At 71.1% G+C, this 20,921-nt stretch carries 24 protein-coding genes; 8 read left to right on the forward strand and 16 right to left on the reverse strand.

The features are described 5' to 3' along the window. Positions 1-49 precede the first annotated feature (49 nt). The 11 genes from ACFSC0_RS18380 to ACFSC0_RS18430 all read right to left on the reverse strand — a co-directional run bounded on the left by ACFSC0_RS18380 (position 50) and on the right by ACFSC0_RS18430 (position 9,349). Positions 50-706 (reverse strand): protein-L-isoaspartate(D-aspartate) O-methyltransferase, encoded by a 657-nt coding sequence (locus tag ACFSC0_RS18380; RefSeq protein ID WP_377281434.1) that lies wholly within the window; start codon positions 704-706, stop codon positions 50-52. A 2-nt stretch (positions 707-708) separates the two neighbouring features. Next, complete coding sequence (gene surE / locus ACFSC0_RS18385) at positions 709-1,482, reverse strand: 5'/3'-nucleotidase SurE (protein ID WP_377281435.1); 774 nt, start codon at positions 1,480-1,482, stop codon at positions 709-711. Between the two features lie 145 nt (positions 1,483-1,627). Then, positions 1,628-2,962, reverse strand: a complete 1,335-nt coding sequence (serS, locus tag ACFSC0_RS18390) for a serine--tRNA ligase (protein ID WP_377281436.1) — start codon at positions 2,960-2,962, stop codon at positions 1,628-1,630. 78 nt (positions 2,963-3,040) lie between these two features. Continuing rightward, a complete protein-coding gene (gene tatC, locus ACFSC0_RS18395; protein ID WP_377281437.1) occupies positions 3,041-3,928 on the reverse strand; it encodes a twin-arginine translocase subunit TatC in 888 nt (295 codons plus the stop codon). Next, positions 3,925-4,422: a Sec-independent protein translocase protein TatB gene (tatB, locus tag ACFSC0_RS18400; RefSeq protein WP_377281438.1), complete on the reverse strand. Its 498-nt coding sequence runs from the start codon at positions 4,420-4,422 to the stop codon at positions 3,925-3,927. Before tatB ends, tatC begins: the two co-directional genes overlap by 4 nt. Before the next feature lie 77 nt (positions 4,423-4,499). After that, the gene (locus tag ACFSC0_RS18405; RefSeq protein WP_329635060.1) at positions 4,500-4,706 is read right to left on the reverse strand and encodes a twin-arginine translocase TatA/TatE family subunit; all 207 of its coding nucleotides are present in this window, start codon (positions 4,704-4,706) and stop codon (positions 4,500-4,502) included. A gap of 108 nt (positions 4,707-4,814) precedes the next feature. Further along, positions 4,815-5,456: an SMC-Scp complex subunit ScpB gene (scpB, locus tag ACFSC0_RS18410; protein ID WP_377281439.1), complete on the reverse strand. Its 642-nt coding sequence runs from the start codon at positions 5,454-5,456 to the stop codon at positions 4,815-4,817. Further along, positions 5,453-6,262, reverse strand: a complete 810-nt coding sequence (locus ACFSC0_RS18415; RefSeq protein ID WP_377281440.1) for a segregation and condensation protein A — start codon at positions 6,260-6,262, stop codon at positions 5,453-5,455. Before ACFSC0_RS18415 ends, scpB begins: the two co-directional genes overlap by 4 nt. Then, complete coding sequence (gene nagZ / locus ACFSC0_RS18420) at positions 6,259-7,284, reverse strand: beta-N-acetylhexosaminidase (RefSeq protein WP_377281441.1); 1,026 nt, start codon at positions 7,282-7,284, stop codon at positions 6,259-6,261. Before nagZ ends, ACFSC0_RS18415 begins: the two co-directional genes overlap by 4 nt. Beyond that, positions 7,281-8,075 (reverse strand): SPOR domain-containing protein, encoded by a 795-nt coding sequence (locus tag ACFSC0_RS18425; protein WP_377355225.1) that lies wholly within the window; start codon positions 8,073-8,075, stop codon positions 7,281-7,283. Before ACFSC0_RS18425 ends, nagZ begins: the two co-directional genes overlap by 4 nt. 104 nt (positions 8,076-8,179) lie before the next feature. After that, entirely contained in the window at positions 8,180-9,349 is a 1,170-nt protein-coding gene (locus ACFSC0_RS18430; protein ID WP_377281443.1) for a deoxyguanosinetriphosphate triphosphohydrolase, read from the reverse strand. Positions 9,350-9,437: 88 nt separating this feature from the next. Here ACFSC0_RS18430 and erpA point away from each other — a divergent pair, with 88 nt between their 5' ends. The 7 genes from erpA to ACFSC0_RS18465 all read left to right on the forward strand — a co-directional run bounded on the left by erpA (position 9,438) and on the right by ACFSC0_RS18465 (position 14,259). Further along, positions 9,438-9,770 (forward strand): iron-sulfur cluster insertion protein ErpA, encoded by a 333-nt coding sequence (gene erpA, locus ACFSC0_RS18435; RefSeq protein WP_377281444.1) that lies wholly within the window; start codon positions 9,438-9,440, stop codon positions 9,768-9,770. 138 nt (positions 9,771-9,908) lie between these two features. After that, entirely contained in the window at positions 9,909-10,808 is a 900-nt protein-coding gene (locus ACFSC0_RS18440) for an alpha/beta hydrolase (RefSeq protein WP_377355227.1), read from the forward strand. A 47-nt stretch (positions 10,809-10,855) separates the two neighbouring features. Beyond that, positions 10,856-11,299 carry a hypothetical protein gene (locus tag ACFSC0_RS18445; RefSeq protein WP_377355228.1) on the forward strand — a complete coding sequence of 148 codons (444 nt, stop codon included), beginning with the start codon at positions 10,856-10,858 and terminating at the stop codon, positions 11,297-11,299. An 11-nt stretch (positions 11,300-11,310) separates the two neighbouring features. Continuing rightward, positions 11,311-12,090, forward strand: coding sequence for an exodeoxyribonuclease III (xth, locus tag ACFSC0_RS18450; protein WP_377281447.1), 780 nt, complete (start codon positions 11,311-11,313; stop codon positions 12,088-12,090). Positions 12,091-12,167: 77 nt separating this feature from the next. Continuing rightward, positions 12,168-12,806: a hypothetical protein gene (locus ACFSC0_RS18455; RefSeq protein WP_377281448.1), complete on the forward strand. Its 639-nt coding sequence runs from the start codon at positions 12,168-12,170 to the stop codon at positions 12,804-12,806. Between the two features lie 54 nt (positions 12,807-12,860). Next, on the forward strand, positions 12,861-13,556 hold the full coding sequence (locus ACFSC0_RS18460) for an NnrU family protein (RefSeq protein ID WP_377281450.1): 696 nt from the start codon (positions 12,861-12,863) through the stop codon (positions 13,554-13,556). Between the two features lies 1 nt (position 13,557). Beyond that, positions 13,558-14,259: a DUF4336 domain-containing protein gene (locus ACFSC0_RS18465; protein WP_377281451.1), complete on the forward strand. Its 702-nt coding sequence runs from the start codon at positions 13,558-13,560 to the stop codon at positions 14,257-14,259. Between the two features lie 48 nt (positions 14,260-14,307). On the opposite strand, the gene ACFSC0_RS18470 is transcribed toward ACFSC0_RS18465, so the two are convergent. From ACFSC0_RS18470 to ACFSC0_RS18485, 4 genes are all read right to left on the reverse strand, one after another. Next, a complete protein-coding gene (locus tag ACFSC0_RS18470) occupies positions 14,308-14,997 on the reverse strand; it encodes an aspartate/glutamate racemase family protein (protein ID WP_377281452.1) in 690 nt (229 codons plus the stop codon). After that, positions 14,998-16,731, reverse strand: a complete 1,734-nt coding sequence (ilvD, locus tag ACFSC0_RS18475; protein ID WP_377281453.1) for a dihydroxy-acid dehydratase — start codon at positions 16,729-16,731, stop codon at positions 14,998-15,000. A gap of 174 nt (positions 16,732-16,905) precedes the next feature. Then, a complete protein-coding gene (locus ACFSC0_RS18480) occupies positions 16,906-17,412 on the reverse strand; it encodes a glutathione peroxidase (RefSeq protein ID WP_377281454.1) in 507 nt (168 codons plus the stop codon). A 147-nt stretch (positions 17,413-17,559) separates the two neighbouring features. Then, a complete protein-coding gene (locus tag ACFSC0_RS18485) occupies positions 17,560-18,483 on the reverse strand; it encodes a Gfo/Idh/MocA family protein (RefSeq protein ID WP_377281455.1) in 924 nt (307 codons plus the stop codon). Positions 18,484-18,644: 161 nt separating this feature from the next. Here ACFSC0_RS18485 and ACFSC0_RS18490 point away from each other — a divergent pair, with 161 nt between their 5' ends. Then, entirely contained in the window at positions 18,645-19,541 is an 897-nt protein-coding gene (locus tag ACFSC0_RS18490; protein ID WP_377281456.1) for a cobalamin biosynthesis protein CbiG, read from the forward strand. Here the strand turns inward: ACFSC0_RS18490 and ACFSC0_RS18495 are convergent. After that, positions 19,538-20,911 (reverse strand): MATE family efflux transporter, encoded by a 1,374-nt coding sequence (locus ACFSC0_RS18495; protein WP_377281457.1) that lies wholly within the window; start codon positions 20,909-20,911, stop codon positions 19,538-19,540. The two genes, ACFSC0_RS18490 and ACFSC0_RS18495, sit on opposite strands and share 4 nt — an antisense overlap. Between the last annotated feature and the right edge of the window lie 10 nt (positions 20,912-20,921).

Here is a 20,921-nt window from a genome sequence, read left to right on the forward strand (position 1 = left end):
TAACCGAGGCTGAAGCTCGGCGCCCCTGTCCGCCCAAAAAGCCGCACCTTCAAAGCTCGCGCGCCACCCCGTCGAGGAGCGGCACGAAGCGGACCTCGGTCAGCTCCTCGACCTTGAAACCGCCCTGCCCGTCGCCGGTGTAGCGGCGAAGGCTCTGGACGGGTCCCTTGCCGATGGGCGCCACCAGGACGCCCGTCGGCTTGAGCTGGGCGAGCAGCTTGGTCGGTTCGTTCGGGGCGGCCGCGGTGACCATCACCCGGTCGAAAGGCGCCTGTTCGGGCCAGCCCTCCCCGCCGTCGCCGAAGCGGGTGATGACGTTGGTCAGGCCCAGGACCTTGAATCTCGCCTCCGCCTCCCGCAGCAGCGTGCGATAGCGCTCCACGGTGTAGACCAGCCGGGACAGCTTCGAGAGCACCGTCGTCTGGTAGCCCGAGCCGGTGCCGATCTCGAGCACCCGGGCCCGCGGCTCGAGCTGCAAGGCCTGGGTCATCAGCCCGACGATGAAGGGCTGGCTGATCGTCTGGCCGCAGGCGATCGGCAGAGCCGAATCCTCCCAGGCGCGCTCCTTGAACAGGTCCGGCGTGAAGATCTCGCGCGGCGTCGTCTCGATGGCGTTCAGCACCTTGGGGTCAGTGACGCCCTGGGAGCGCAGCGCCAGGATCAGGCGGGCCATCCGGGTTTCGGGCGTGTCGGTCTCGTCCGCCATCTTCAGGCCCTCGGAGGAGCGCCGCCCAGCACCCCCTTCAATGCGTTCACGGTGGCCATGTGCGTCAAGTCGATATGCAGCGGGGTGACCGAGATCCGGCCCTCGTAGGCCGCCTTAAGGTCGGTGCCGTCGGCCGGGTTCGACCGCTCCTGGCGGTAGCCCATCCAGTAGTACTCGCGGCCGCGCAGGTCGGTGCGCTTCTCGGCGTGGCGGACGGCCACGTCGCGGAAGCCCTGGCGGGTGACCTCGACCTCGGTGATCTCCTCGACCGGCCGGCTCGGGAAGTTGATGTTGACGATCACGTCCTTCGGCCAGCCCACTTCCACCAGCCGCCGGACGATGCCCGGGCCGAACGCCTCGGCCGGGGCGAACTGATGCTCCTGCTGGGGCCAGGAGGTCTGCGACAGGGCGATGCCGGGCACGCCCATGGCCATGGCCTCGATGGCGCCGGCCACGGTCCCGGACATGGTCACGTCCTCGGCCAGGTTCGCGCCGCGGTTGACGCCGGAGAGGACGAGGTCGGGCCTGTCGCCCTCGATCAGTTCGCTGATCGCCAGCATCACGCAGTCGGTGGGCGTGCCGGAGACGGCGAAGCGGCGCTCGCCCACTTTCCGCACCCGTAGCGGCTCGGCGAGCGTCAGCGCCCGGGAGGCGCCCGACTGCTCCCACTCCGGCGCACAGACCCAGACGTCGTCCGTCAGGACCTTGGCGATGTTCTCCAGCGCCACCAGCCCCTCAGCGTGAATCCCGTCGTCGTTGGTGAGGAGGATGCGCATCGTCAGCTCCTTCCCCGCAACGCGGGGAAGGTGGCTCGGCGCGCAGCGCCGAGACGGAAGGGGCGCACGGCGGCAGCACCCCCTCCACCGCTTCGCGGTCCCCCTCCCCCGCTGCGCGGGGGTGGATCTGAACGCCCGTGGATGCTCACGCCTCGCCCCCGATATGCGTGAGGCCCGGCAGGTAGGGATGCAGGGCTTGAGGGATGGCGATACGGCCGTTCTCGTCCTGGTAGTTCTCCATCACCGCCACCAAGGTGCGGCCGACCGCCAGGCCCGAGCCGTTGAGGGTATGGACGAAGCGCGTCCCCTTCTCGCCGGCCGCCTTGCAGCGGGCGTCCATGCGGCGGGCCTGGAAGTCGCCGCAGTTCGAGCAGGAGCTGATCTCGCGGTAGCGGCCCTCCGACGGGATCCAAACCTCCAGGTCGTAGGTCTTGCGGGCCGAGAAGCCCATGTCGCCGGCGCACAGCAGCATGGTGCGGAACGGCAGCTGCAGCGCCTTCAGCACCGCCTCGGCGCACTCCACCATCCGCTCGTGCTCGGCCTCCGACTGGTCGGGCGTGGTGATGGAGACCAGCTCGACCTTCTGAAACTGGTGCTGGCGGATCATGCCGCGGGTGTCGCGGCCCGAAGCGCCGGCTTCCGCGCGGAAGCAGTGGGTGAGCGCCGTCAGCCGCAGCGGCAGCTCCTCCTCCGGCGTGATCGCCTCGCGCACCAGGTTGGTCAGCGAGACCTCGGCGGTGGGCACTAGCCAGCGGATCTCCGGCGCCTCGTCCAGAGCGGTCGGCGCGATCGGCCGGGTGTTCTCGAGACCGGGAATGGCCACGAACTGGTCGTCGGAGAATTTCGGCAGCTGGCCGGTGCCGAACATGGCCTCGCTGCGCACCAGCAGGGGCGGCGAGACTTCCGTGTAGCCATGCTCGCGGGTCTGAAGATCGAGCATGAACTGGCCGAGCGCGCGTTCGAGCCGCGCAAGCTGGCTCTGCAGGACGACGAACCGCGAGCCGCTCATCTTTGCGGCCTTCTCGAAGCTCATCATCCCGAGCGCTTCGCCGAGGTCGACGTGGTCCTTGGGGCTGGCGATGGCGAACGGCTCGCCCCAGCGGCGGACTTCGACGTTGGCGGTCTCGTCCTCGCCGGGGGGGACGTCCGCGGCCGGCAGGTTGGGGAGCGACGCCAGGATGGTCCGCAGGGCCTCGCCGGCCTCGCGCTCGACGGCGGTCTGCTCTTCCAGGGTCTTCTTCAGGGCCTCGACGTGGGCCATCAGGCGGGTCGCCTCGGCCTCGTTCTTCTGGGCCTTGGCCTGGCCGATCTTCTTGGAGGCGTCGTTACGCTCGGCCTGGGCCTGCTGCAGCGCGGTCTGAGCGGCGCGCAGCTTCGCGTCGAGGGCGAGGATCTCTTCGGTGCGTCCGGACAGCCCCTTCGCACTCCAGGCGCGCTCATAGGCGTCGGGGTTTTCGCGAATGGCTCGGATGTCGTGCATGGAGAGGCGCCGGCGGGTGGGTGGGCGGGGCTCTTCCTAGAGCGCGTCGCCCGTCACGCCAAGGTCAGACGGGCCAAGTCAGACCGGGACGATGTCGGTCCCGGACTCCTCACGCTTGCGGCGCAGCTCGATGAGCCGCACGCACCAGATGGAGACCTCGTAGAGCAGCACGATGGGGATCGCGAGCATCAGCTGGCTGATCGGGTCGGGCGGGGTCAGCACCGCTGCGACCACGAACACCGCGACAATGGCGTAGCGGCGGCCGACCGTGAGCTGCTTGGCGGTGACCAGCCCCGCCAGTCCGCAGAGGGTCAGCACCACGGGCAGCTGGAAGCAGAGCCCGAACGCCAGCAGCAGGGTGGTGACCAGGGTCAGGTAGTCCGAGACCTTGGGCAGCAGCTCGACCGCGACGTTGGCGGCGATCACCTGTTGGCTCAGCGAGAACCACAGGACGAACGGCAGGATCACGAAGTAGACCAGCGCCGCGCCAAGCAGGAACAGCGCCGGGGCGGCCAGCAGGAAGGGGAAGAAGGCCTTGCGCTCGCGCTTGTAGAGGCCCGGCGCGACGAAGCCGTAGACCTGCCAGGCCAGCACCGGGAAGGTCACCACCACTGCGCCGAAGCCGGCGAGCTTGAGCTTGGTGAAGAAGAACTCCAGGGGCGCGGTGAACACCAGGCGCAGCTGCTCGGCCGGCGCCGGAAGCTGTTTGAAGCCGGTCAGCACCAGGAAGAGGTCGAAGGGATTGTGGTGGCCGCCGGCCGCCTTCTGGGCCGCCAGCAGCTGGGCCGCCACCTCGAAGGGGTGGAGCAGGAAGATGTAGATCTGGCCGGCGAAGCCGAAGCAGACCGCAAAGCCGATGAACAGCGCCACCAGCGAGACGATCAGCCGCTGGCGCAGCTCGACGAGATGGTCGAGCAGCGGGGCCCGCGAGGCTTCGATCTCGGCGTCTTCGTCGGGAATGCTCACGCCTGGCCAGCCTTCGGAGTGCGCGGGTTGCGGGCGCGCTTGGGGGCGGCCGCCTCGGCCGGAACGGTGGTCGCTTCGGACTTCGGCTTGCGGGCCCGGCGCTTCGGCGCGGCCGGCGCCGGTTCAGCCTCGGGCTCCGCGGGCGGCAGGGGTGCGGGATCGGCGTATTCGTGCCCGGGGTAGGCGATCGCCTCGTCCGCCTTCAGTCCTTGGTCGATCTCGTCGAACACCTTCTCCATGTCCGCCTTGCCGGCGGCCTCGTCGAAGAGCTGGCCGCGGCGCATGGCCTCGACCTCCTTGCGCAGCTCGTCGAGCTCGCTCTGGCGGGCCATCTCGTCGAAGCTGGAGCGGAACTCGGCCGCCATCGCCCGCATCCGGCCGGTGAACTGGCCGATGCGGCGCATCAGGAGCGGCAGGTCCTTCGGCCCCACCACGATCAGCGCGATGGCCGCGATCAGCATGAGTTCGGTGGCGCCGATGCCGAGATCGAGCATGGATGGGCCTTAAGCGACAGCGCCCGCGCCGATCAAGCGGCGCGGGCGCGAATTGCATGTGGAGCGAGCGCTGCGGCTCAGCCGCGGGCTTCGTCCTTCTCGCGCTCGGACGTCAGCGGCTTCTTCTCGGCGGTCTCGGCCTCGTCATTCTTCAGGCCGTCCTTGAAGGCGCGGATGCCCTTGGCCGCGTCGCCCATGATCGAGGAAAGCCGGCCGCGCCCGCCGAACAGCAGCGCGATGACGACCAGAACGATCAGCCAGTGCCAGATCGAAAATGAACCCATAGGGGTCGAACTCCTTAAGATCGCCGGCCTGTCCTAGGCCGCGTCCCCGTGCCTGTCGCGCGGAATATAGTGGCTCGGGGCCGATGAGGCCAACCGAGGGTACGCGGCCTAACGCCCCGCCTCGGCTTCGCCCAGGAAGTCGGTGTGGAACTCGGGCGCCTCGTGCGGGTCCAGCGGGTCTTCCTCGGGGTCGAGCCCGGCCGGGTTGGGCACCGAGAAGTCGGCCGGCAGGTCGAGGGAGAGCAGGCCGGCGGCCTTCATCTCGGCCATTCCCGGCAGGTCGGCGAGGCTGGCCAGGCCATAGTGCTCAAGGAAGGCGTCGGTGGTGCCGTAGGTGACCGGCCGCCCCGGCGTGCGGCGGCGGCCGCGCATGCGCACGAGGCCGAGCTCCAGGAGCACGTCGAGCGTGCCCTTGCTGGCCTGGACGCCGCGCACGGCTTCGATCTCTGCCCGGGTGACCGGCTGGTGATAGGCGATGATCGCCAGGGTCTCCTGCGCGGCGCGGGAGAGCCGGCGCGGCTCTTCACGCTCCTCGGTCATCAGGAAGGCGAGGTCCTGGGCGGTCTGGAAGCGCCAGCGCCCGGCGACCTCGGCGAGTTCGACGCCACGGCCCTCGTAGCGCGCTCTCAGCGCGGCGATGGCCGTCGGCACGTCCGAGCCGGCGGGCAGACGATCGGCGATGTCCTGTTCGCTCAGGGGGCCGGCGGCGGCGAACAGCAGCGCCTCGACCTGGCGTTCGGTCTCGCTCATGCCGCCTCCGCCCGACCCTTGCGGGCCCGCAGGTAGATGTCGGCGAAGGCCTCCAGCTGACGGGCCTCCAGCGAGCCCTCCTTCACCAGCTCCAGGCTAGCCGACAGGGTGGAGGCGACATAGGAGGCGCGGCTCGGCCCCTCCCCTTCCGGGCGGAAGGGCGCAAGTCCGGTCAGCGAGGTCCAGCGGGCGAGCTCGGGCAGCATGTCCCGCAGCCGGTCGCGGGCGGCCTCCAGCGGATAGGCCTGCTGGGGACGGGGCGTGTAGTGCTTGGCCTGCTCCCGGCGGCGCTGCGTGACGTAGGCGCTCATCAGGCCGTAGAGGTCGCCCTCGATGCGGCTGGAGGGGATCACCTTCACCTGGTCGGGATCGCCGCGGACGAACACGTCGCGGCCGAGCTGCGGCCGTTCCTTCAGCGCCTCGGCGGCCTTGCGCATGGCGTCGAGCTTGGCCAGGCGGAAGGCGAGCTGGGCGGCCATCTCCTCGGCCGGGGGCTCGTCGCCCTTGGGCCGCTCGGGCTTGGGCAGCAAAAGGCGCGACTTCAGGTAGGCCAGCCAGGACGCCATCACCAGGTAGTCGGCGGCCAGGGCGAAGTGCAGCCGCCGGGCCTGCTGGACGAAGGCGAGATACTGCTCGGCGAGCTTGAGCACCGAGAGCTTGGTCAGGTCCACCTTCTGGGTGCGGGCCAGGGCCAGCAGGACGTCGAGGGGACCTTCGAAGCCGTCGATGTCGACGATCAGCGCCGCGCCGTCCTCGGCGGCCCGGCTGGCGGCCTCGAAGGACAGGTTGGGCTGAAAGGCGTTCATGCGGCGAAGCGGCCCTGGAAGGCGGCCTCGAAGCGGGCCCGGCCCTCCTCCACGTCGAACGGCTCGGGGACCCTGGCGAGGCGGGCGAGCGCGGCCTTGGCCCGGGCCAAGGAGCGGCCCTGCAGGGACTTGGCCCCGGCGACCACGCCCTTCATCTCGTCCATGTCGCCGTTGCAGTGGAGCGCGACGTCGCAGCCGGCGGCGAGCGCGGCGCGGGTGCGGCCGGCGAAGTCGCCCGAGAGCGCCTTCATCGACAGGTCGTCGGTCATCACCAGGCCGTCGAAACCGATTGCCCCGCGGATCACCCGCCGATGGACGATCCGCGAGGTGGTGCCTGGCCGGTTCGGGTCGATGGCCGTGTAGACGACGTGGGCGGTCATCGCCATCGGCATGTCCGACAGCACCTTGAAGGGGGCGAAGTCCCGGGCCTCGAGCTCCTCGTACGAGGCCTCGACCACGGGCAGCTGCAGGTGGCTGTCGGCCAGCGCCCGTCCATGACCGGGGATGTGCTTGATGATCGGCAGCACGCCGCCGGCGATCAGCCCCTCGGCGGCGGCGCGGCCGAGCAGAGCGACTTCGTCCGCCGTCTGGCCGTAGGCGCGGTCGCCGATGATCTCGTGGCCATCGGGCGCGGGCACGTCGAGCACCGGCACGCAGTCCACGTTAATGCCGACGGCGCGCAGGTCGTGGGCCAGCAGGCGCGCGCCGAGCCGGGCGATCTCGCGCCGATAGAGCGGATCGTTGCCGGGGATTTGGCCGTAGGCGCGGCCCGGCGGGTAGCGCCGCCAGTGCGGCGGCCCCATCCGCTGCACCCGGCCGCCCTCCTGGTCGATCAGGACGGGCGCGTCCTCGCGGCCCACGCAGCCGCGAAGCTCGTCCACCAGCCGGCGCACCTGGTCGGGGCTGTCGATGTTGCGCTTGAAGAGGATGAAGCCCCAGGGCCGCACCTCGGAAAAGAAGCCCCGCTCCTCGTCCGTGAGGCTGGTTCCCGCGCAGCCGAGGATGCAGGCCTGGATGCTCATCGGACGAAGCACTGCTTTCCGGAGGCCTTCAGGGCGTTGCAGAAGGCCTGGGCGTCGGCCCGCGAGGAGAAGCCGGTGACGGCGGCGCGGAACAGCGGCTTGCCGGGGGCCGGCTCGATGCTGCGCCCGCCGGGGTTGCCGCTGACGCCGGCGACCTTCGAGAGCTCGGCCTGCGCCAGCTCGCGGCTGGCGAAGGCGCCGATCTGCACCACGGCCGACCCGGCTCCGGCGGCCGGGGGCGCGGTCTTGGGCGCCGGCGGCGGCGCGGTGGCGACCTTGGGGGCCGGAGCCGGCGGCGCGGGCTTGGGCGCCGGGGCCGCGGGCGCGGTCGCGACCTGCACCGGCGGCGCGGCCTTGGGCGCGGGCGGCAGGGGAACCGGCTGCGAGCTGACGGGCGTGGTCGGCGCGGCCGCCGGCGGCGGCTCGACGGCCACCGGGCGCGGAGCCGGCTGCTCGGGCGGCGGGGCGAAGCGGGGCTCGCCGGCCGGGGCTTCGCCCGCGTCGGTCCGGTAGATCTGCAGGCCGGCGGCCGGATCGACGGCCGCCTGCTCGGCGGGGGCGGCGCCCCGCAGCTCGCCGACCGGCGCGCCGACGGTCTGGGGCGCCTCGCCCGACTGGCGCACGCCGCCCTGGTAGAAGACGTAGATCGCCGCGACGAGGGCGATGAGCACCAGGCCGCTGATGATCAGCGTGAAGGGTACGGGCCGCGCGCCGCGGACCGGCTGGCGGGCGTCGAACGACAGCGGCGCATCGGTGGAGGGCGTATAGGCGCCGCGATCAGCATCTGTCATCGCGAAGGGCTCCCGGGGGAACTGATCGGCGCGGCGATACCGAATCGCGCGCCTGAGGCGGTCAGTCTATCGAAGCGCGCCCCGCTTCGAACCGCCTCCTTCGCCTAATTCCAGACGTCGAGGTGGAAAAGCCGGCGGTGCTCTTCGATGGCGAAACGATCGGTCATGCCGGCGATGTAGTCGCAGACCACACGCGCTCGGCCGGCCTTGTCGCTGTTCTGCAGACGGGCGAACCACTCGGTCGGCAGGACGTCGGGCTCCTCCATAAACAGCTGAAACATCTCGGCCAGAATGCGGCGCGCCTGGCTGCGCGTCCGATTGACGCGCCAGTGGCGGTACATGCGCGTGGAGAGGAATTCCCGGAGCCTGGCCAGCTCCTCCACCCGCTCCCGGGAGAAGGCGACCAGCGCCTGGTCCATCATCCGCACGTCCTCGGCGGACCGGATGTCCGCGGCCCGGGCCCGGCGCAGGGTCTCGGCCATCACGTCGTCGACCATGGCCCCGATCATCCGCCGCACGGCCTCCAGACGGACGATCTGCGGGTCGAGGTCGGGGAAGTCCTGGTAGACGCCGGCCAGGATCGGCCCGATCAGGGGCACGTCCAGCAGCTCCTTCAGGTGGAACAGGCCGGCCTGCACGCCGTCGTCGACGTCATGGTTGTTGTAGGCGATGTCGTCGGCCAGCGCGGCGACCTGGGCTTCGGCCGAGGCCCAGGTGTCCAGGCGCAGGTCGTATTCGCCGCTGAAGGCGGCCACGTCGCTCCAGGCCGGGTCGTCCATCCGGTCGGCCACCGGGCCGTTGTGCTTGACCACCCCCTCGAGGGTCTCCCACGTCAGATTGAGGCCCTGGAACTTCGGGTAGCGCCGCTCCAGGCTGGTGACCACGCGGAAGGTCTGGACGTTGTGGTCGAACCCGCCGTAGGGCGCCATCTGCCGCTCCAGCTCGTCCTCGCCGGCATGGCCGAACGGCGGGTGGCCGAGGTCGTGGGCGAGCGCGATGGTCTCGGCCAGGTCGGCGTCGAGGCCGAGGGCGGTGGCCACCGAGCGGGCGATCTGGGCCACTTCCAGGGAGTGGGTCAGGCGGGTGCGGAAATGATCGCCCTCGTGGGCCACGAAGACCTGCGTCTTCTCCTTCAGCCGGCGGAAGGCGGTGGCGTGGATGATGCGGTCGCGGTCGCGGGCGAAGGGGGTGCGCGTGCGGCTCTCGGGCTCGGGGACCTTGCGGCCGCGCGAGGCGGCGGGATCTTCGGCGTAGGCGGCGCGGAGCGGAAGCATGCAGACCCTTCAGACCTTCGGGCGCCGGTTACCCCTTGGGCGAAGCGGCCGGCGACCTCATATAGTCTAGACCTTAGGCAGTCTTAAGATGATGACCACAGACGTCTCCCTCTCCCCCGCCGCCGCCAGCCGCATCAAGGCGATCAGCCAGGCCGAAGGCCGGCCGCTGATGCTGCGCGTGGCCGTCGAGGGCGGCGGCTGCTCCGGCTTCCAGTACCAGTTCGATCTCGTCGACCAGGCGCAGGAGGACGACCTGAAGGTGGAGCGCGACGGTGCGGCCGCGCTGGTGGACGTCGTCTCCCTGGCCCTGCTGAAAGGCTCGGAGATCGATTTCGTCGACCAGCTGGCGGGCGCCGAGTTCCGGGTGAAGAACCCGAACGCCAAGTCCAGCTGCGGCTGCGGCGTCAGCTTCTCCATCTGAAGTATAGTCACGCTCGTTTCGCAAACCGCCGTATCGGGTTAGCATCGCCTTCGGACTAGAAGCGCGGGTACGGACTTGCGGGCGTGGTTGCTCATCGCAGCGTTGCTGGCGGCGCCGCTCGCGGCTGACGCGAAGGCCGTGGAGAAGGCCGTGGCCGCCACCGGCGCCACGGGCACCCTGCACGGCGTGATGCTGACCCCCTCGGACGTCGCCCGCCCGCCCGTGGTGCTGATCGTCCCCGGCTCGGGGCCGACGGACAAGGACGGCAACAATACGCTCGGCGCCACCGCCGCCAGCTATCGGCGCCTGGCCGAGGCGCTAGTCGACCAGGGCGTCGCCTCCGTCCGCATCGACAAGCGCGGCATGTTCGACAGCGCCGGCGCGGCGGCCGACCCGAACAATGTGACGATCGGCGACTACGCCCGGGACGTGGCGGCCTGGGCCCAGGGGCTGAAGCCGGTGACGGGCGCCGCCTGCGTCTGGGTGCTCGGCCACAGCGAAGGCGCCCTCGTCGCGGCGGTGGCGGCGGCCGAGCGCAGCCAGGACATCTGCGGCCTGGTCCTGGTGGCCGGGGCCGGCCGCCCGCTGGGGCAGCTCCTGCGCGAGCAGCTCAAGGCCAACCCGGCGAACGCGCCCCTGCTCGACGAGGCCTTCGCGGCGATCGAGAAGCTGGAGAAGCGGCAGCCGGTCGACGTCGCGCGCCTGCCTGCGCCGCTCCAGATGCTCTTCCTGCCGGCCTTCCAGCCCTTCCTGATGGACGCGATGTCCTACGACCCGCCGGAGCTGCTGAGGAAGTACCAGGGGCCCGTGCTGGTGGTCCAAGGCACCACGGACCTGCAGATCTCCATGGCCGACGCCGAACGGCTGGCGGCCGCCCGGCCGGGCGTGAAGCTGGTGAAGGTCGAGGGCATGAACCACGTCCTGAAGGCCGCGCCCGCCGACCGGGACGGCAATCTCGCCACCTATCGGGAGCCGCTGAAACCGGTGGACCACAAGGCCGTCGACGCCATCGTCGACTTCGTCAAGGGCGGCCGCTGAGGGTGGCGCCGACGCAGAACGGGGAGAAGCGCTCCGCCGGCATACGGGTGGCGATTGCGATCGGCGCAGCCATCAGCGCGGCCCTGCTGATCCTCGCGACCCTGATCCACTACGTCTACGGCCCCAGAACGCCACTGGTCGTCCTCGGCGCTCTCCTGGGGATCGCCCTCCTCTCTGCCCGCATCCCGCTGGAACGTGAGTGGGGGCGGCCGCGCCGAAACATCCTGCTCGGCGCGGCGGCCTACGGGCTGGTGATCGGCTGCAGCCTCTGGGTGGTCGAAGACGGGTGGTCGCCCGCCGTCCTGCTCTTCGGGCTCGGCCTATCGGCCATCCTGGTCTTCCGCGCCGCGCTCTGGGAGGTGGACTGGCGCACGGACGAGCGCCGCGCGGCCGACGAGGCGGCCGCCGCCAAGGCCGTCGAACTCTCCAGCTTCCCGATCCGGCGCGAGAGGCCGCCCGAGGCCCTTGAGGGCGAGCGGCCGCACCTCTAGCGTCGCGCCCCATGCGCATCGCCACCTGGAACGTCAATTCGGTCAACGCGCGGCTGGAGACCGTCCGCCGCTGGTTCGAGCAGGAGCAGCCGGACGTGGCCTGCCTGCAGGAGCTGAAGTGCGTCGACGAGAAGTTCCCGGCCGAGCCGTTCGAGCGGCTGGGCTACAACATCGCCGTCCACGGCCAGAAGACCTACAACGGGGTGGCGATCCTCTCGAAGACGCCGCTGGAGGACGTCCGCCGCGGCCTGCCCGGCGACGACGGCGACGACCACGCCCGCTACCTTGAGGCGGTGGTCTCGGGACCGACGCCGGTGCGGGTGGCCTCGATCTACCTGCCGAACGGCAATCCGATCGGCACGGAGAAGTTCGCCTACAAGCTGAACTGGCTGAAGCGGCTGAACGCCCACGCCCGCCAGCTGCTGGCGCTGGAGGAGCCGCTCGCGATGGTCGGCGACTACAACGTCATCCCCGAGCCCCGCGACGCCGAGTATCCGGCCCACTGGACCCGCGACGCCCTGTTCCAGACCGAGAGCCGGGAGGCCTTCCGGGCGCTCAAGTGGCTGGGTCTGACCGACGCCTTCATGCAGGCCGACGGCTCGCCGGGCGCCTACACCTTCTGGGACTACCAGGCCGGCTCGTGGCAGCGGAACGACGGCATCCGCATCGACCACGCCCTGCTCTCGCCCCAGGCGGCGGACCGGCTGCGCGGGGTGGCCATCCACCGGGACGTGCGCAGCTGGGAGAAGCCCTCGGACCACGTACCGCTGGTCGTGGAGCTGGAGCTCTAGGCGAGGCTTCGCCTCATTTTCGCCTGCGACGAAGACTCTCTTCTCGACTCGGGCCGAAGCACCGTAGCCTCGCCGTCATGAACGATCTCGCGCGCCTGCTGCTGTGGATCGCCCTGGCCGGAACCGTGGTCACCCTCCTGGGGAGCGCCGCGATCTGGTTCATGGACGAGGAGCGGCGGATTCGCCGGTCCCTCAAGCGGGTGCTGAGGACCACGCCCGAGGCGACGGTGATCGCCCGCGGCCGCGGGCGCGGCGCCGGGTTCTGCTTCTCCACCGGTTCGATGGCGGTCTCCTGGGATGGCGGCGCCTGGTGCCTGGTCTACAAGATCGACGAGCTGGTCGGGGCCGAGCTGATCGTCGACGGCCAGGTGCTGGCGCGGGCCTTCCGGGGCGAGCCGCGCAAGGCCATGGACCAGGTGGTCGGGGCCATGGAGAAGGTCACCCTGCGGCTGGTGTTCGACGATCCCCGCTTCGCCGACTTCGACCTCGACCTGTGGCTGCCCGGCGACGACTCCGGCCGCCGGCCCGCGCCCTCCACCGAGGCGGTCGGCGAAGCCGCCCGCTGGATCACCCGCGTGGAGGCCATCCTGCGCCGCGCACCGCGGGCCGGCGCGCGTGTCGCCCCGCCCGCGCCTTCCCCTGCGCCCGCGGCCGCCGCGGCCGACGAGCAGCCCGGGCTCGACCTGGAACAACCGGGCGCCGCCAACGCGGCTTGACGCCGACTGCGGCGAAGCTCCAACTCCGCCGCGGCATCCGACGGGGAGGCGCGCATGCTCAACCTCATCGCCGCATCGGCGTTCTTCGTCCTCATCCACCTGCTGATCTCGGGCACGAGGGTGCGCGACCGGCTGGTCGGGCGGATCGGCGAGGGTCCGTACATGGGCCTGTTCGCGGCCCTCTCCATCGTTGGACTGGTCTGGCTGGCGCTCGCCTTCGGCCAGGCCCGCGGCGGCCCGGAGAACGAGCCCTACTGGAGCGTCGGCCCGGCGAGCCGGAACATCCAGATGCTGATCCAGCTGCTGGCGGTGACGCTGATCGTCATCGGACTTTCCACCCGCAACCCGACCAGCGTGCGCCAGGAAGGGGTGATCGAGCGGCCGGACGCGGCGCAGGGCATCCTGCGGGTCACCCGCCATCCGTTCCTGTGGGGCGTCGCCCTCTGGGCGCTCGGCCACCTTGTGGTCAACGGCGACCGGGCGAGCCTCATCCTGTTCGGCTCGCTGCTCATCCTGGCTGTCAGCGGCACGGCCAGCATCGACGCCAAGCGCAAGCGGGCCCTGGGCCCGGCCTGGGACAGCTTCGCCGCCCGGACCTCCAACGTGCCCTTCGCCGCCATCGTCGAGGGCCGGCAACGGCTGATCTGGAGCGAGATCGGCGTTTGGCGGATCCTGGCGGCGGTGGCGGTCTACCTGGTCCTGGTGCTGGCCCATCCGCATTTCACCGGCGTGCCGGCGCTGGCGGGCTAGCTTGACCACGCCCGCCCTGCAGCCGTTCGGGCCCGAGATCTGGCTGGCCGACGGGCCGGAAGCCGACGTGGTCGGGTTCCGCTACCCCACCCGCATGGCGGTGATCCGGCTCGACACAGGCGGCCTGCTCATCTGGTCGCCCGTCGCGATTTCGGAGGCTCTCCGTGCGGAGGTGGACGAGCTTGGCGCCGTCAGGGGGCTGATCGCTCCGAACTCGCTGCACCATCTGTTCCTGGACGAGTGGCGGCGCGCCTACCCTGACGCCAGGCTGTTCGCCGCCCCCGGCCTGAGCGGCCGGCGCACGGACCTCGTCATCGATGCGGAGCTGGGCGACCAGCCGCCGGCGGAGTGGGCGAGCAGCCTCGACCAGGTCGCCGTGCGCGGAAACCGCATCACCACCGAAGTGGTCTTCTTCCATCGACGCAGCGGCACGGTCCTGTTCACCGATCTGATCCAGCAGTTCCCGCCGGGCTGGTTTCGGGGGTGGCGGGCGCTGATCGCCCGGCTGGATCTGATGACCGAACCCGAGCCGACCGTGCCGCGGAAGTTCCGCGCCGCCTTCACCGACCGGCGCGCCGCGCGCGCGGCCTTGCAGCGCATCCTGGAATGGCCCGCCGTCCGGGTGGTGATGGCGCATGGCGCACCGGTGGAACGGGACGGCCGGGCGTTCATCGCCAGGGCGTTTCGGTGGCTCGGGGGCTGAGGCCCAGACGGGTCTTCCCTTCCCGCGATGCGCGGGGAACGACGAGGTTCAGGCAAGGCTGAAGTCGACCGCCGCGCGGGCGTGGATCTCGGTGGTGTCGAAGGCGGGCAGGTCCAGTTCGGCCTGGGAGATCAGCAGGCCGATCTCGGTGCAGCCGAAGATGACGCTGTCCGCCCCCTGCCCTTGCGCGGCCGCGATCATCGAAAGGACAGCGGCCTTGGACTTGGCTGAGACCACCCCGACGCAGAGCTCGTCGTAGATGATGGCGTGCAGGCGCTCGCGCTCGGCCGGTTCCGGGACAAGGGCCTCGAGGCCGCGGGCGGCGAGACGCTCGCGGTAGAAGGCCTTCTCCATGGTGAAGCGGGTGGCCAGCAGCAGCGGTCGGCGCGCGCCTGCGGCGGTCAGCGCGTCAGCCGTGGCGTCGGCGATGTGGATCAGCGGGACCGAGACGGCGGCCTGCACGGCGCCCGCCACCAGGTGCATGGTGTTGGCGCAGATGAGCACGGCCTGGGCGCCCGCGGCCTCGAGCGTGCGGGCCGAGGCCGCCAGCAACGCGCCCGCTTCGTCCCAGGCGCCGTCGGCCTGCATCCGGGCGATGGGGGCGAAGTCGAGCGAGGCCATCACCAGGCTCGCGGAATGCAGCCCGCCCAGCCGCTCGCGCACCAGCCGGTTGAGCAGCTGGTAGTAGATGACGGTGCTCTCGGCGCTCATGCCGCCGATCAGGCCGAGGGTCTTCACCTAGATGTCCGCGTAGACGTGCTTCTCCCCGGCGAAGCCGGGGTGGGTGACGGCCCCCAGGTGGGCCGGCCCGACCATCTGGGCGAACTTCCAGATCGCGCCGGAGCCATACTGCGTCTCGCGCGGCTCGAAGTGATGGGCGCGATGCTCCAGCTCGATGGGGTCGACCTCCAGGTCGAGGGTCCCGGCCTCGGCGTCGATGGCGATGATGTCGCCGTCCTTGACGAGGGCGATGGGCCCGCCGACGGCGGCCTCGGGACCGACGTGGCCGATGCAGAGGCCGCGCGTGGCGCCGGAGAAGCGGCCGTCGGTGATCAAGGCGACCTTGTCGCCCATGCCCTGGCCGTAGATGGCCGCCGTGGTCGACAGCATCTCGCGCATCCCCGGTCCGCCGCGGGGCCCCTCGTAGCGGATGACGAGGACGTCGCCCTCCTTGTACTCGCCCCGCTCGACCGCCTCGAAGCAGGCCTCCTCGCCGTCGAACACCCGGGCCGGGCCGCGGTGCCTCAGGTGGGAGAGGCCGGCCACCTTCACGATGGCGCCGTCGGGGGCGAGCGTGCCCCAGAGGCCTTTGACGCCGCCGGTGGGCGAGAGCGGGCTGGAGACCGGCCGGATCACCTCCTGGTCGGCGCGCCAGGTCACGTCGGCGAGGTTCTCGGCCAGGGTCTTGCCGGTGACGGTCAGGCAGTCGCCGTGCAGGTAGCCCCCCTCCAGCAGGGTCTTGAGCAGCATCGGCACGCCGCCGGCCTCGCCCATCTCCTTGGCCACGAACCGGCCGCCGGGCTTGAGGTCGGCGATGTAGGGGGTGCGGTCGCAGATCTCGGCGAAGTCGCGCAGGGTGAACTCGATCCCGCACTCGTGGGCCATGGCCGGCAGGTGCAGCCCGCCGTTGGTGGAGCCGCCGGTGGCGGCGATGACCACGGCGGCGTTCTCGAAGGCCTTGCGGGTGCAGATGTCGCGCGGGCGGATGTTCCGTTCGATCAGCCGCATCACCGCCTCGCCGGAGGCCACGGCGTAGGCGTCGCGGCTCTCGTAAGGGGCCGGCAGGGCCGAAGAGAGCGGCAGGGCCAGGCCGATGGCCTCGGAGACGCAGGCCATGGTGTTGGCGGTGTACTGGCCGCCGCAGGCGCCCTCGCCGGGGCAGGCGTGCTGCTCCAGGTCGGTCAGCTCCTCGTCGGTCATGTTCCCGGCCGAGTGCTGGCCGACGCCTTCGAAGACGTCCTGGACGGTGACGTCCCGACCCTTCCAGCAGCCGGGCAGGATCGAGCCGCCGTAGAGGAAGACGGAGGGCACGTTGAGCCGCAGCATGGCCATCATCATGCCCGGCAGGGACTTGTCGCAGCCGGCGACGCCGACCAGGGCGTCGTAGCTGTGGCCGCGGATGGTCAGCTCGACGGAGTCGGCGATCACCTCGCGGCTGACGAGGCTGGAGCGCATGCCCTCATGGCCCATGGCGATGCCGTCGGTGACCGTGATGGTGCAGAACTCGCGCGGCGTGCCGCCGGCGGCCTTCACCCCCTGGCTGACGGCGTGGGCCTGGCGCATCAGGGCGGTGTTGCAGGGGGCGGCCTCGTTCCAGCAGGAGGCGACGCCGACGAACGGCTGGGCGATCTCCCGGCTGCCCAGCCCCATGGCGTAGTAGTAGCTGCGGTGCGGCGCGCGGGACGGGCCCTCGGTCACGTGCCGGCTGGGCAGGCGGGACTTGTCCCAGCCGCCGTCGGGTTTGCGGTGCATTCGAAGTCTCCTTCCCTCCCCTTCATGGGGAGGGTGGACCGGAGCGAAGCGACGGGACGGGTGGGGAAGTTCCGGGCGGGCGAGGCGCTGGGCCTCCGCCGCCGGGGTGGTTCGGGACTCCCCCACCCGGTCCCTGCGGGACCACCCTCCCCATGAAGAGGAGGGAAAGCCTCGTCAGAAGGCCGCGGCGCTGGAGCGGAGGGCCGCGCCGATGGCGTCCTTGACCATGTCGTCGCGGGGCTCGGTGCGCGGGCCGAAGGCCTTCACCGGCTGGCCGTCCTTGCCAATCAGGATCTTGTGGAAGTTCCAGACCGGCTCGGCCTCGTCGCCGAGGCGCTCCCTCGCCCAGACGTAGAAGGGGTGGGCCCCCTCCCCCTTCACGTCGACCTTGGCGGTCATCGGGAAGTCGACGTCGAAGTTGGTCTGGCAGAACTCCTGGATCTCGGCCTCGGTCCCCGGCTCCTGGCCGGCGAACTGGTTGCAGGGCACGCCGAGCACGACGAGGCCCTCGGCCTTCATGTCGGCGTAGAGGCTCTGCAGGCCCTCGTACTGGGGCGTCAGCCCGCACTTGGAGGCGGTGTTCACCACCAGGATCGCCTTGCCCTTGAAGGTGCTCAGCGGCAGCGGCTTGCCGTCGATGGTGGTGAAGGTGAAGTCGTAGGCGCTGCCCTTGTCGCTCATGGGATCCTCCATCGTTGGAGGAGAGCCTAGAGCCTGTTCGGTTCAGGCGGAACCGCCTGAACCGATCAAACAGGCTCTAAATCAAAAGTGTAGAGCGCGTTCGGGCGGCGGAACCGCTCACACTTCCGCCTAACGCGCTCTAGGCCCTCAGCGGCCGGCTTCCAACGCCTGTTCCACGGCCAGCGCCAGGTCGAGGGCGCGGGCCCCCTCGGCGGCGGTGACGATGGGCCGGGGCGCCTCGCCGCGCACGGCCTTAAGGAACCCCTCGACGCTGGCGGCGAGCTGGTCCTTGGCCGCGGGGGTCTCGTCGTAGTCGGGGTTCAACGGATAGGGCGTGGTGTTGCGGAAGGCGTGGGTCAGGAAGTCGACCTCCACCTCGCCGGAGGGATAGACGATGCGCATCGTGCGTTTGAAGGCCTCGGCTCGCCGCGAGGCGTCGAAGACGGCGGTGAAGCCGTCGTCGAAGGTGATCTCGGCCCGGGCGGTGTCCCAGCCGCCGCTGAAGTCGATCTCGCCCTCGGCCTCGGCGGCGAGCGCCTCCGCCTTGGAGAGCGAAAGGGCCAGGTCCAGGTCGTGGACCATCAGGTCGAGCACCACCGAGACGTCCAGGCTGCGCTCGGACGGCGGACCGTGGCGCAGCGCCTCCAGGCGGAGCGGCTGCTCGGGGATGTCGAACAGGCCCATGGCCTGGAAGACCACCCGCTGCTGGTGGCCGACGGCCACGACCAGGCCGCGGCGCTCGGCCTCGGCGATGATCCTGTCGGCGTCGTCGAGGGAGATTCCGATGGGCTTTTCCACATAGACGGGTTTGCCGGCCCGCAGGGCGGCGAGCGCCTGCTCGGCGTGGTGGGTGGCGGGGGATGCGACGGTGACCACGTCCACGGCCTGCAGAAAGTCATCCAGGCTGGCGGCGGCGCGGCCGCCGAGCGGCTCGGCCAGGGCCGCGGCGCGCTCCGGGTGCGGATCGAAGACCGCGGCGAGCTCGCTGCCGGGCAGGCTGGCGTACTTGCGGGCGTGGTGGCCGCCGAACACCCCGGCGCCGATCACGCCGCCCCGCAATGGTCTACTCATGAGTCGCTCCGGCCAGTTGGGCGCGCCTTACACGAAACGGAGCCCGGGGCGCCACCCGCAGCGCATCGACAGGTCCATCGCCGCTGAACCGTCGGAAGCGTTGGCCCGTTGGCGATTGGCGGGTTAAATGCCCAGCCATCCACCGAACCCGGGAGCTTGCCGTGGCGCGCCTTTTCAGCGCCTTCGTGATCGTCGACTGGAGCGCGGCGGCCAAGCCGTCCACGGGCGCCGACTCCGTCTGGATCGGCGTGCTGAAGCGCGACGTCCGCTTCCGGATGACCTTCGAGTCCTTCAATCCGCCGACGCGGGCGGAGGCGGAGAAACGGCTGACCGCCATCCTCGACGACCTGAAGAAGCGCGGCGAGCGGGCGCTGGTCGGCTTCGATTTCCCGTTGGGTTTCCCGCGCGGCTTCTCCGAAGCGCTGAAGCTGAAGGGCGAGGCGCCCTGGCGCGCGGTCTGGGACCAGCTGGACAGGATGGTCAAGGACAAGGCCGACAACACCAACAACCGCTTCGGCGTCGGCGCGGAGATCAACCGGCGCCTGACCGGCGGCCCCTTCCCCTTCTGGGGCTGCCCGCCGAAGGACACGCTGACGACCCTGCAGCCCAAGCGGGTGCGGGCGCATGGGGACGAGGACCTGCCGGAGTTCCGGTTCGCCGACAAGGCGGCCAAGGGCGCGGCCTCGATCTGGAAGCTCTACTACAACGGCTCGGTGGGCGGGCAGGCGATCCTGGGCATCCCGGCCGTGCGGCGGCTGAAGATCGCCCGCGGCGACGAGGTGCGCGTGTGGCCGTTCGAGACCGGCTTCAAGGCGCTGACGCCGGCCGACCTGGAGGGCGTGCTGGCGGTGGTCGCCGAGGTCTATCCCAGCCTCTACAAGGCCCAGCCCGGCCCCGGCGAGGTCAAGGACCTGGCGCAGGTGCGGGCGACGGCCGAGCACTTCGCCCGCCTGGATGAGGCCGGCAAGCTCGGCCAGCTGTTCGTGGGGCCGAAGGCGCTCGAGCCCGCGGAGGCCGAAGTGGCGGCGCGCGAGGAAGGCTGGATCCTGGGCGCCTAGATCGGCCGGCGGGCCAGCATCCAGAACCGGCCGAGCAGCAGCCCGGCGGAGAGCAGGCTGGCCACGATCACCGCCCAGACCAGGCCCTCGACGCCCAGGCCCATGGGCAGCGCCAGCCACCAGGCGAGCGGCATCATCACCAGCACGTAGCTGGTCATGTGGGTCATGGTCGGCAGCAGGACATCGCCGCGGGCCCGAAGCGCCTGGGCGACCACCACCTGCAGGGCGTCGGCCAGGAAGAACAGGCAGGACAGCACCAGGGCCGGCGCGACGATGGCGATCACCCGCGCATCGGAGGTGTAGCCGGACGCGATCAGCCGGGCCGAGGGCCAGACGATCAGGGAGACCAGCACGCCGAACGCGGTGGTCACCGAAAAGCCGATCAGCGCGGCGCGGACCACCCCGTGCCGGTCCCGCGCGCCATAGGCCCGGCCGACCAGCACCGTGGTCGCGGTCCCAAGGCCCAGCGGCACCATGAAGATCAGCGCAGCGACGTTGAGCACCACGCCCCAGGAGGCCACGGCCAGGCCGCCGACCCAGCCGGCGACGATATTCAGGGACGCGAAGGCTGCGACCTCGAAGAAGTTGGAGGCCCCGGCGCCGTAGCCGACGCGGCGCTGCATCCGCTCCTCGTCCGGGTCCCGGCGCGGCCGGTCGAAGACGCCCCAGGCGCGCGCCTCCTTCATCCGGACGATGTAGACGACGAGGCCCAGCAGCAGGAACAGCCGCGCCCCGAAGGTCGCCCAGGCCGCGCCGACCGCGCCCAGCTCCGGCAGGCCGAAGCTCCCCGGCACCAGCACCAGCAGCAGCAGCAGGTTCACGACGTTGGCGCCCCACATCATCAGCATCGACGGGGTCGCCCGCGACTGCGCCTCCAGCCAGAAGGCGCAGGCCGTAGAGAGGATGATCGGCGGCATGGAGAAGGCGAACACCACCACCGGTCCGGACGCGCCCTGCGCCAGGGCCGGCTCGAGCCCGATGTTCCGAAGCCCGATGGGGCCGAGGATGGCCAGGGCGGCCAGCGCGCCGAGGCTCAGCCAGGCGCCGTAGACCAGGCCGCGCCGCAGCACCGCGCCGCTCTCGTGGCGGCGGCCCTCGCCGATGGCCCGGGCGGTCATCACCTGCACGCCCATCAGAAGCCCGATGCCCAGGGTCAGGACGACCGAGGTCGGGGCCCAGGCCAGGACGTGGAAGGCGAGCTGCTCAGCCGAGTGGCGGCCGACGACGATGGCGTCGGACAGGCCCATGGTCATGATGCCCAGGCGCGACAGCACGACCGGCCCGGAGAGCTTGAGCAGCTCGGCCGTCTCGGTGCGGACGATGTCGGGGCGATCCTCCGTCGGGGAGGTCGCCGGGGCCGGGCTGGCCATGGTGGGACGC

The sequence above is a fragment of the Phenylobacterium terrae genome (assembly GCF_042681205.1).
Taxonomy (GTDB): domain Bacteria; phylum Pseudomonadota; class Alphaproteobacteria; order Caulobacterales; family Caulobacteraceae; genus Phenylobacterium; species Phenylobacterium terrae.

Excerpts from the sequence above, each read along its gene's own strand:
- tatB (WP_377281438.1), bottom strand. The coding sequence starts at position 4,422 with ATGCTCGATCTCGGCATCGGCGCCACCGAACTCATGCTGATCGCGGCC.
- ACFSC0_RS18460 (WP_377281450.1), top strand. The coding sequence starts at position 12,861 with ATGCTCAACCTCATCGCCGCATCGGCGTTCTTCGTCCTCATCCACCTG.
- serS (WP_377281436.1), bottom strand. The coding sequence starts at position 2,962 with ATGCACGACATCCGAGCCATTCGCGAAAACCCCGACGCCTATGAGCGC.
- surE (WP_377281435.1), bottom strand. The coding sequence starts at position 1,482 with ATGCGCATCCTCCTCACCAACGACGACGGGATTCACGCTGAGGGGCTG.
- xth (WP_377281447.1), top strand. The coding sequence starts at position 11,311 with ATGCGCATCGCCACCTGGAACGTCAATTCGGTCAACGCGCGGCTGGAG.
- ACFSC0_RS18425 (WP_377355225.1), bottom strand. The coding sequence starts at position 8,075 with ATGACAGATGCTGATCGCGGCGCCTATACGCCCTCCACCGATGCGCCG.
- ACFSC0_RS18380 (WP_377281434.1), bottom strand. The coding sequence starts at position 706 with ATGGCGGACGAGACCGACACGCCCGAAACCCGGATGGCCCGCCTGATC.
- ACFSC0_RS18405 (WP_329635060.1), bottom strand. The coding sequence starts at position 4,706 with ATGGGTTCATTTTCGATCTGGCACTGGCTGATCGTTCTGGTCGTCATC.
- ACFSC0_RS18480 (WP_377281454.1), bottom strand. The coding sequence starts at position 17,412 with ATGAGCGACAAGGGCAGCGCCTACGACTTCACCTTCACCACCATCGAC.
- ACFSC0_RS18485 (WP_377281455.1), bottom strand. The coding sequence starts at position 18,483 with ATGAGTAGACCATTGCGGGGCGGCGTGATCGGCGCCGGGGTGTTCGGC.
- ACFSC0_RS18455 (WP_377281448.1), top strand. The coding sequence starts at position 12,168 with ATGAACGATCTCGCGCGCCTGCTGCTGTGGATCGCCCTGGCCGGAACC.
- scpB (WP_377281439.1), bottom strand. The coding sequence starts at position 5,456 with ATGAGCGAGACCGAACGCCAGGTCGAGGCGCTGCTGTTCGCCGCCGCC.
- nagZ (WP_377281441.1), bottom strand. The coding sequence starts at position 7,284 with ATGAGCATCCAGGCCTGCATCCTCGGCTGCGCGGGAACCAGCCTCACG.
- erpA (WP_377281444.1), top strand. The coding sequence starts at position 9,438 with ATGATGACCACAGACGTCTCCCTCTCCCCCGCCGCCGCCAGCCGCATC.
- ACFSC0_RS18430 (WP_377281443.1), bottom strand. The coding sequence starts at position 9,349 with ATGCTTCCGCTCCGCGCCGCCTACGCCGAAGATCCCGCCGCCTCGCGC.
- ilvD (WP_377281453.1), bottom strand. The coding sequence starts at position 16,731 with ATGCACCGCAAACCCGACGGCGGCTGGGACAAGTCCCGCCTGCCCAGC.
- ACFSC0_RS18495 (WP_377281457.1), bottom strand. The coding sequence starts at position 20,911 with ATGGCCAGCCCGGCCCCGGCGACCTCCCCGACGGAGGATCGCCCCGAC.
- ACFSC0_RS18415 (WP_377281440.1), bottom strand. The coding sequence starts at position 6,262 with ATGAACGCCTTTCAGCCCAACCTGTCCTTCGAGGCCGCCAGCCGGGCC.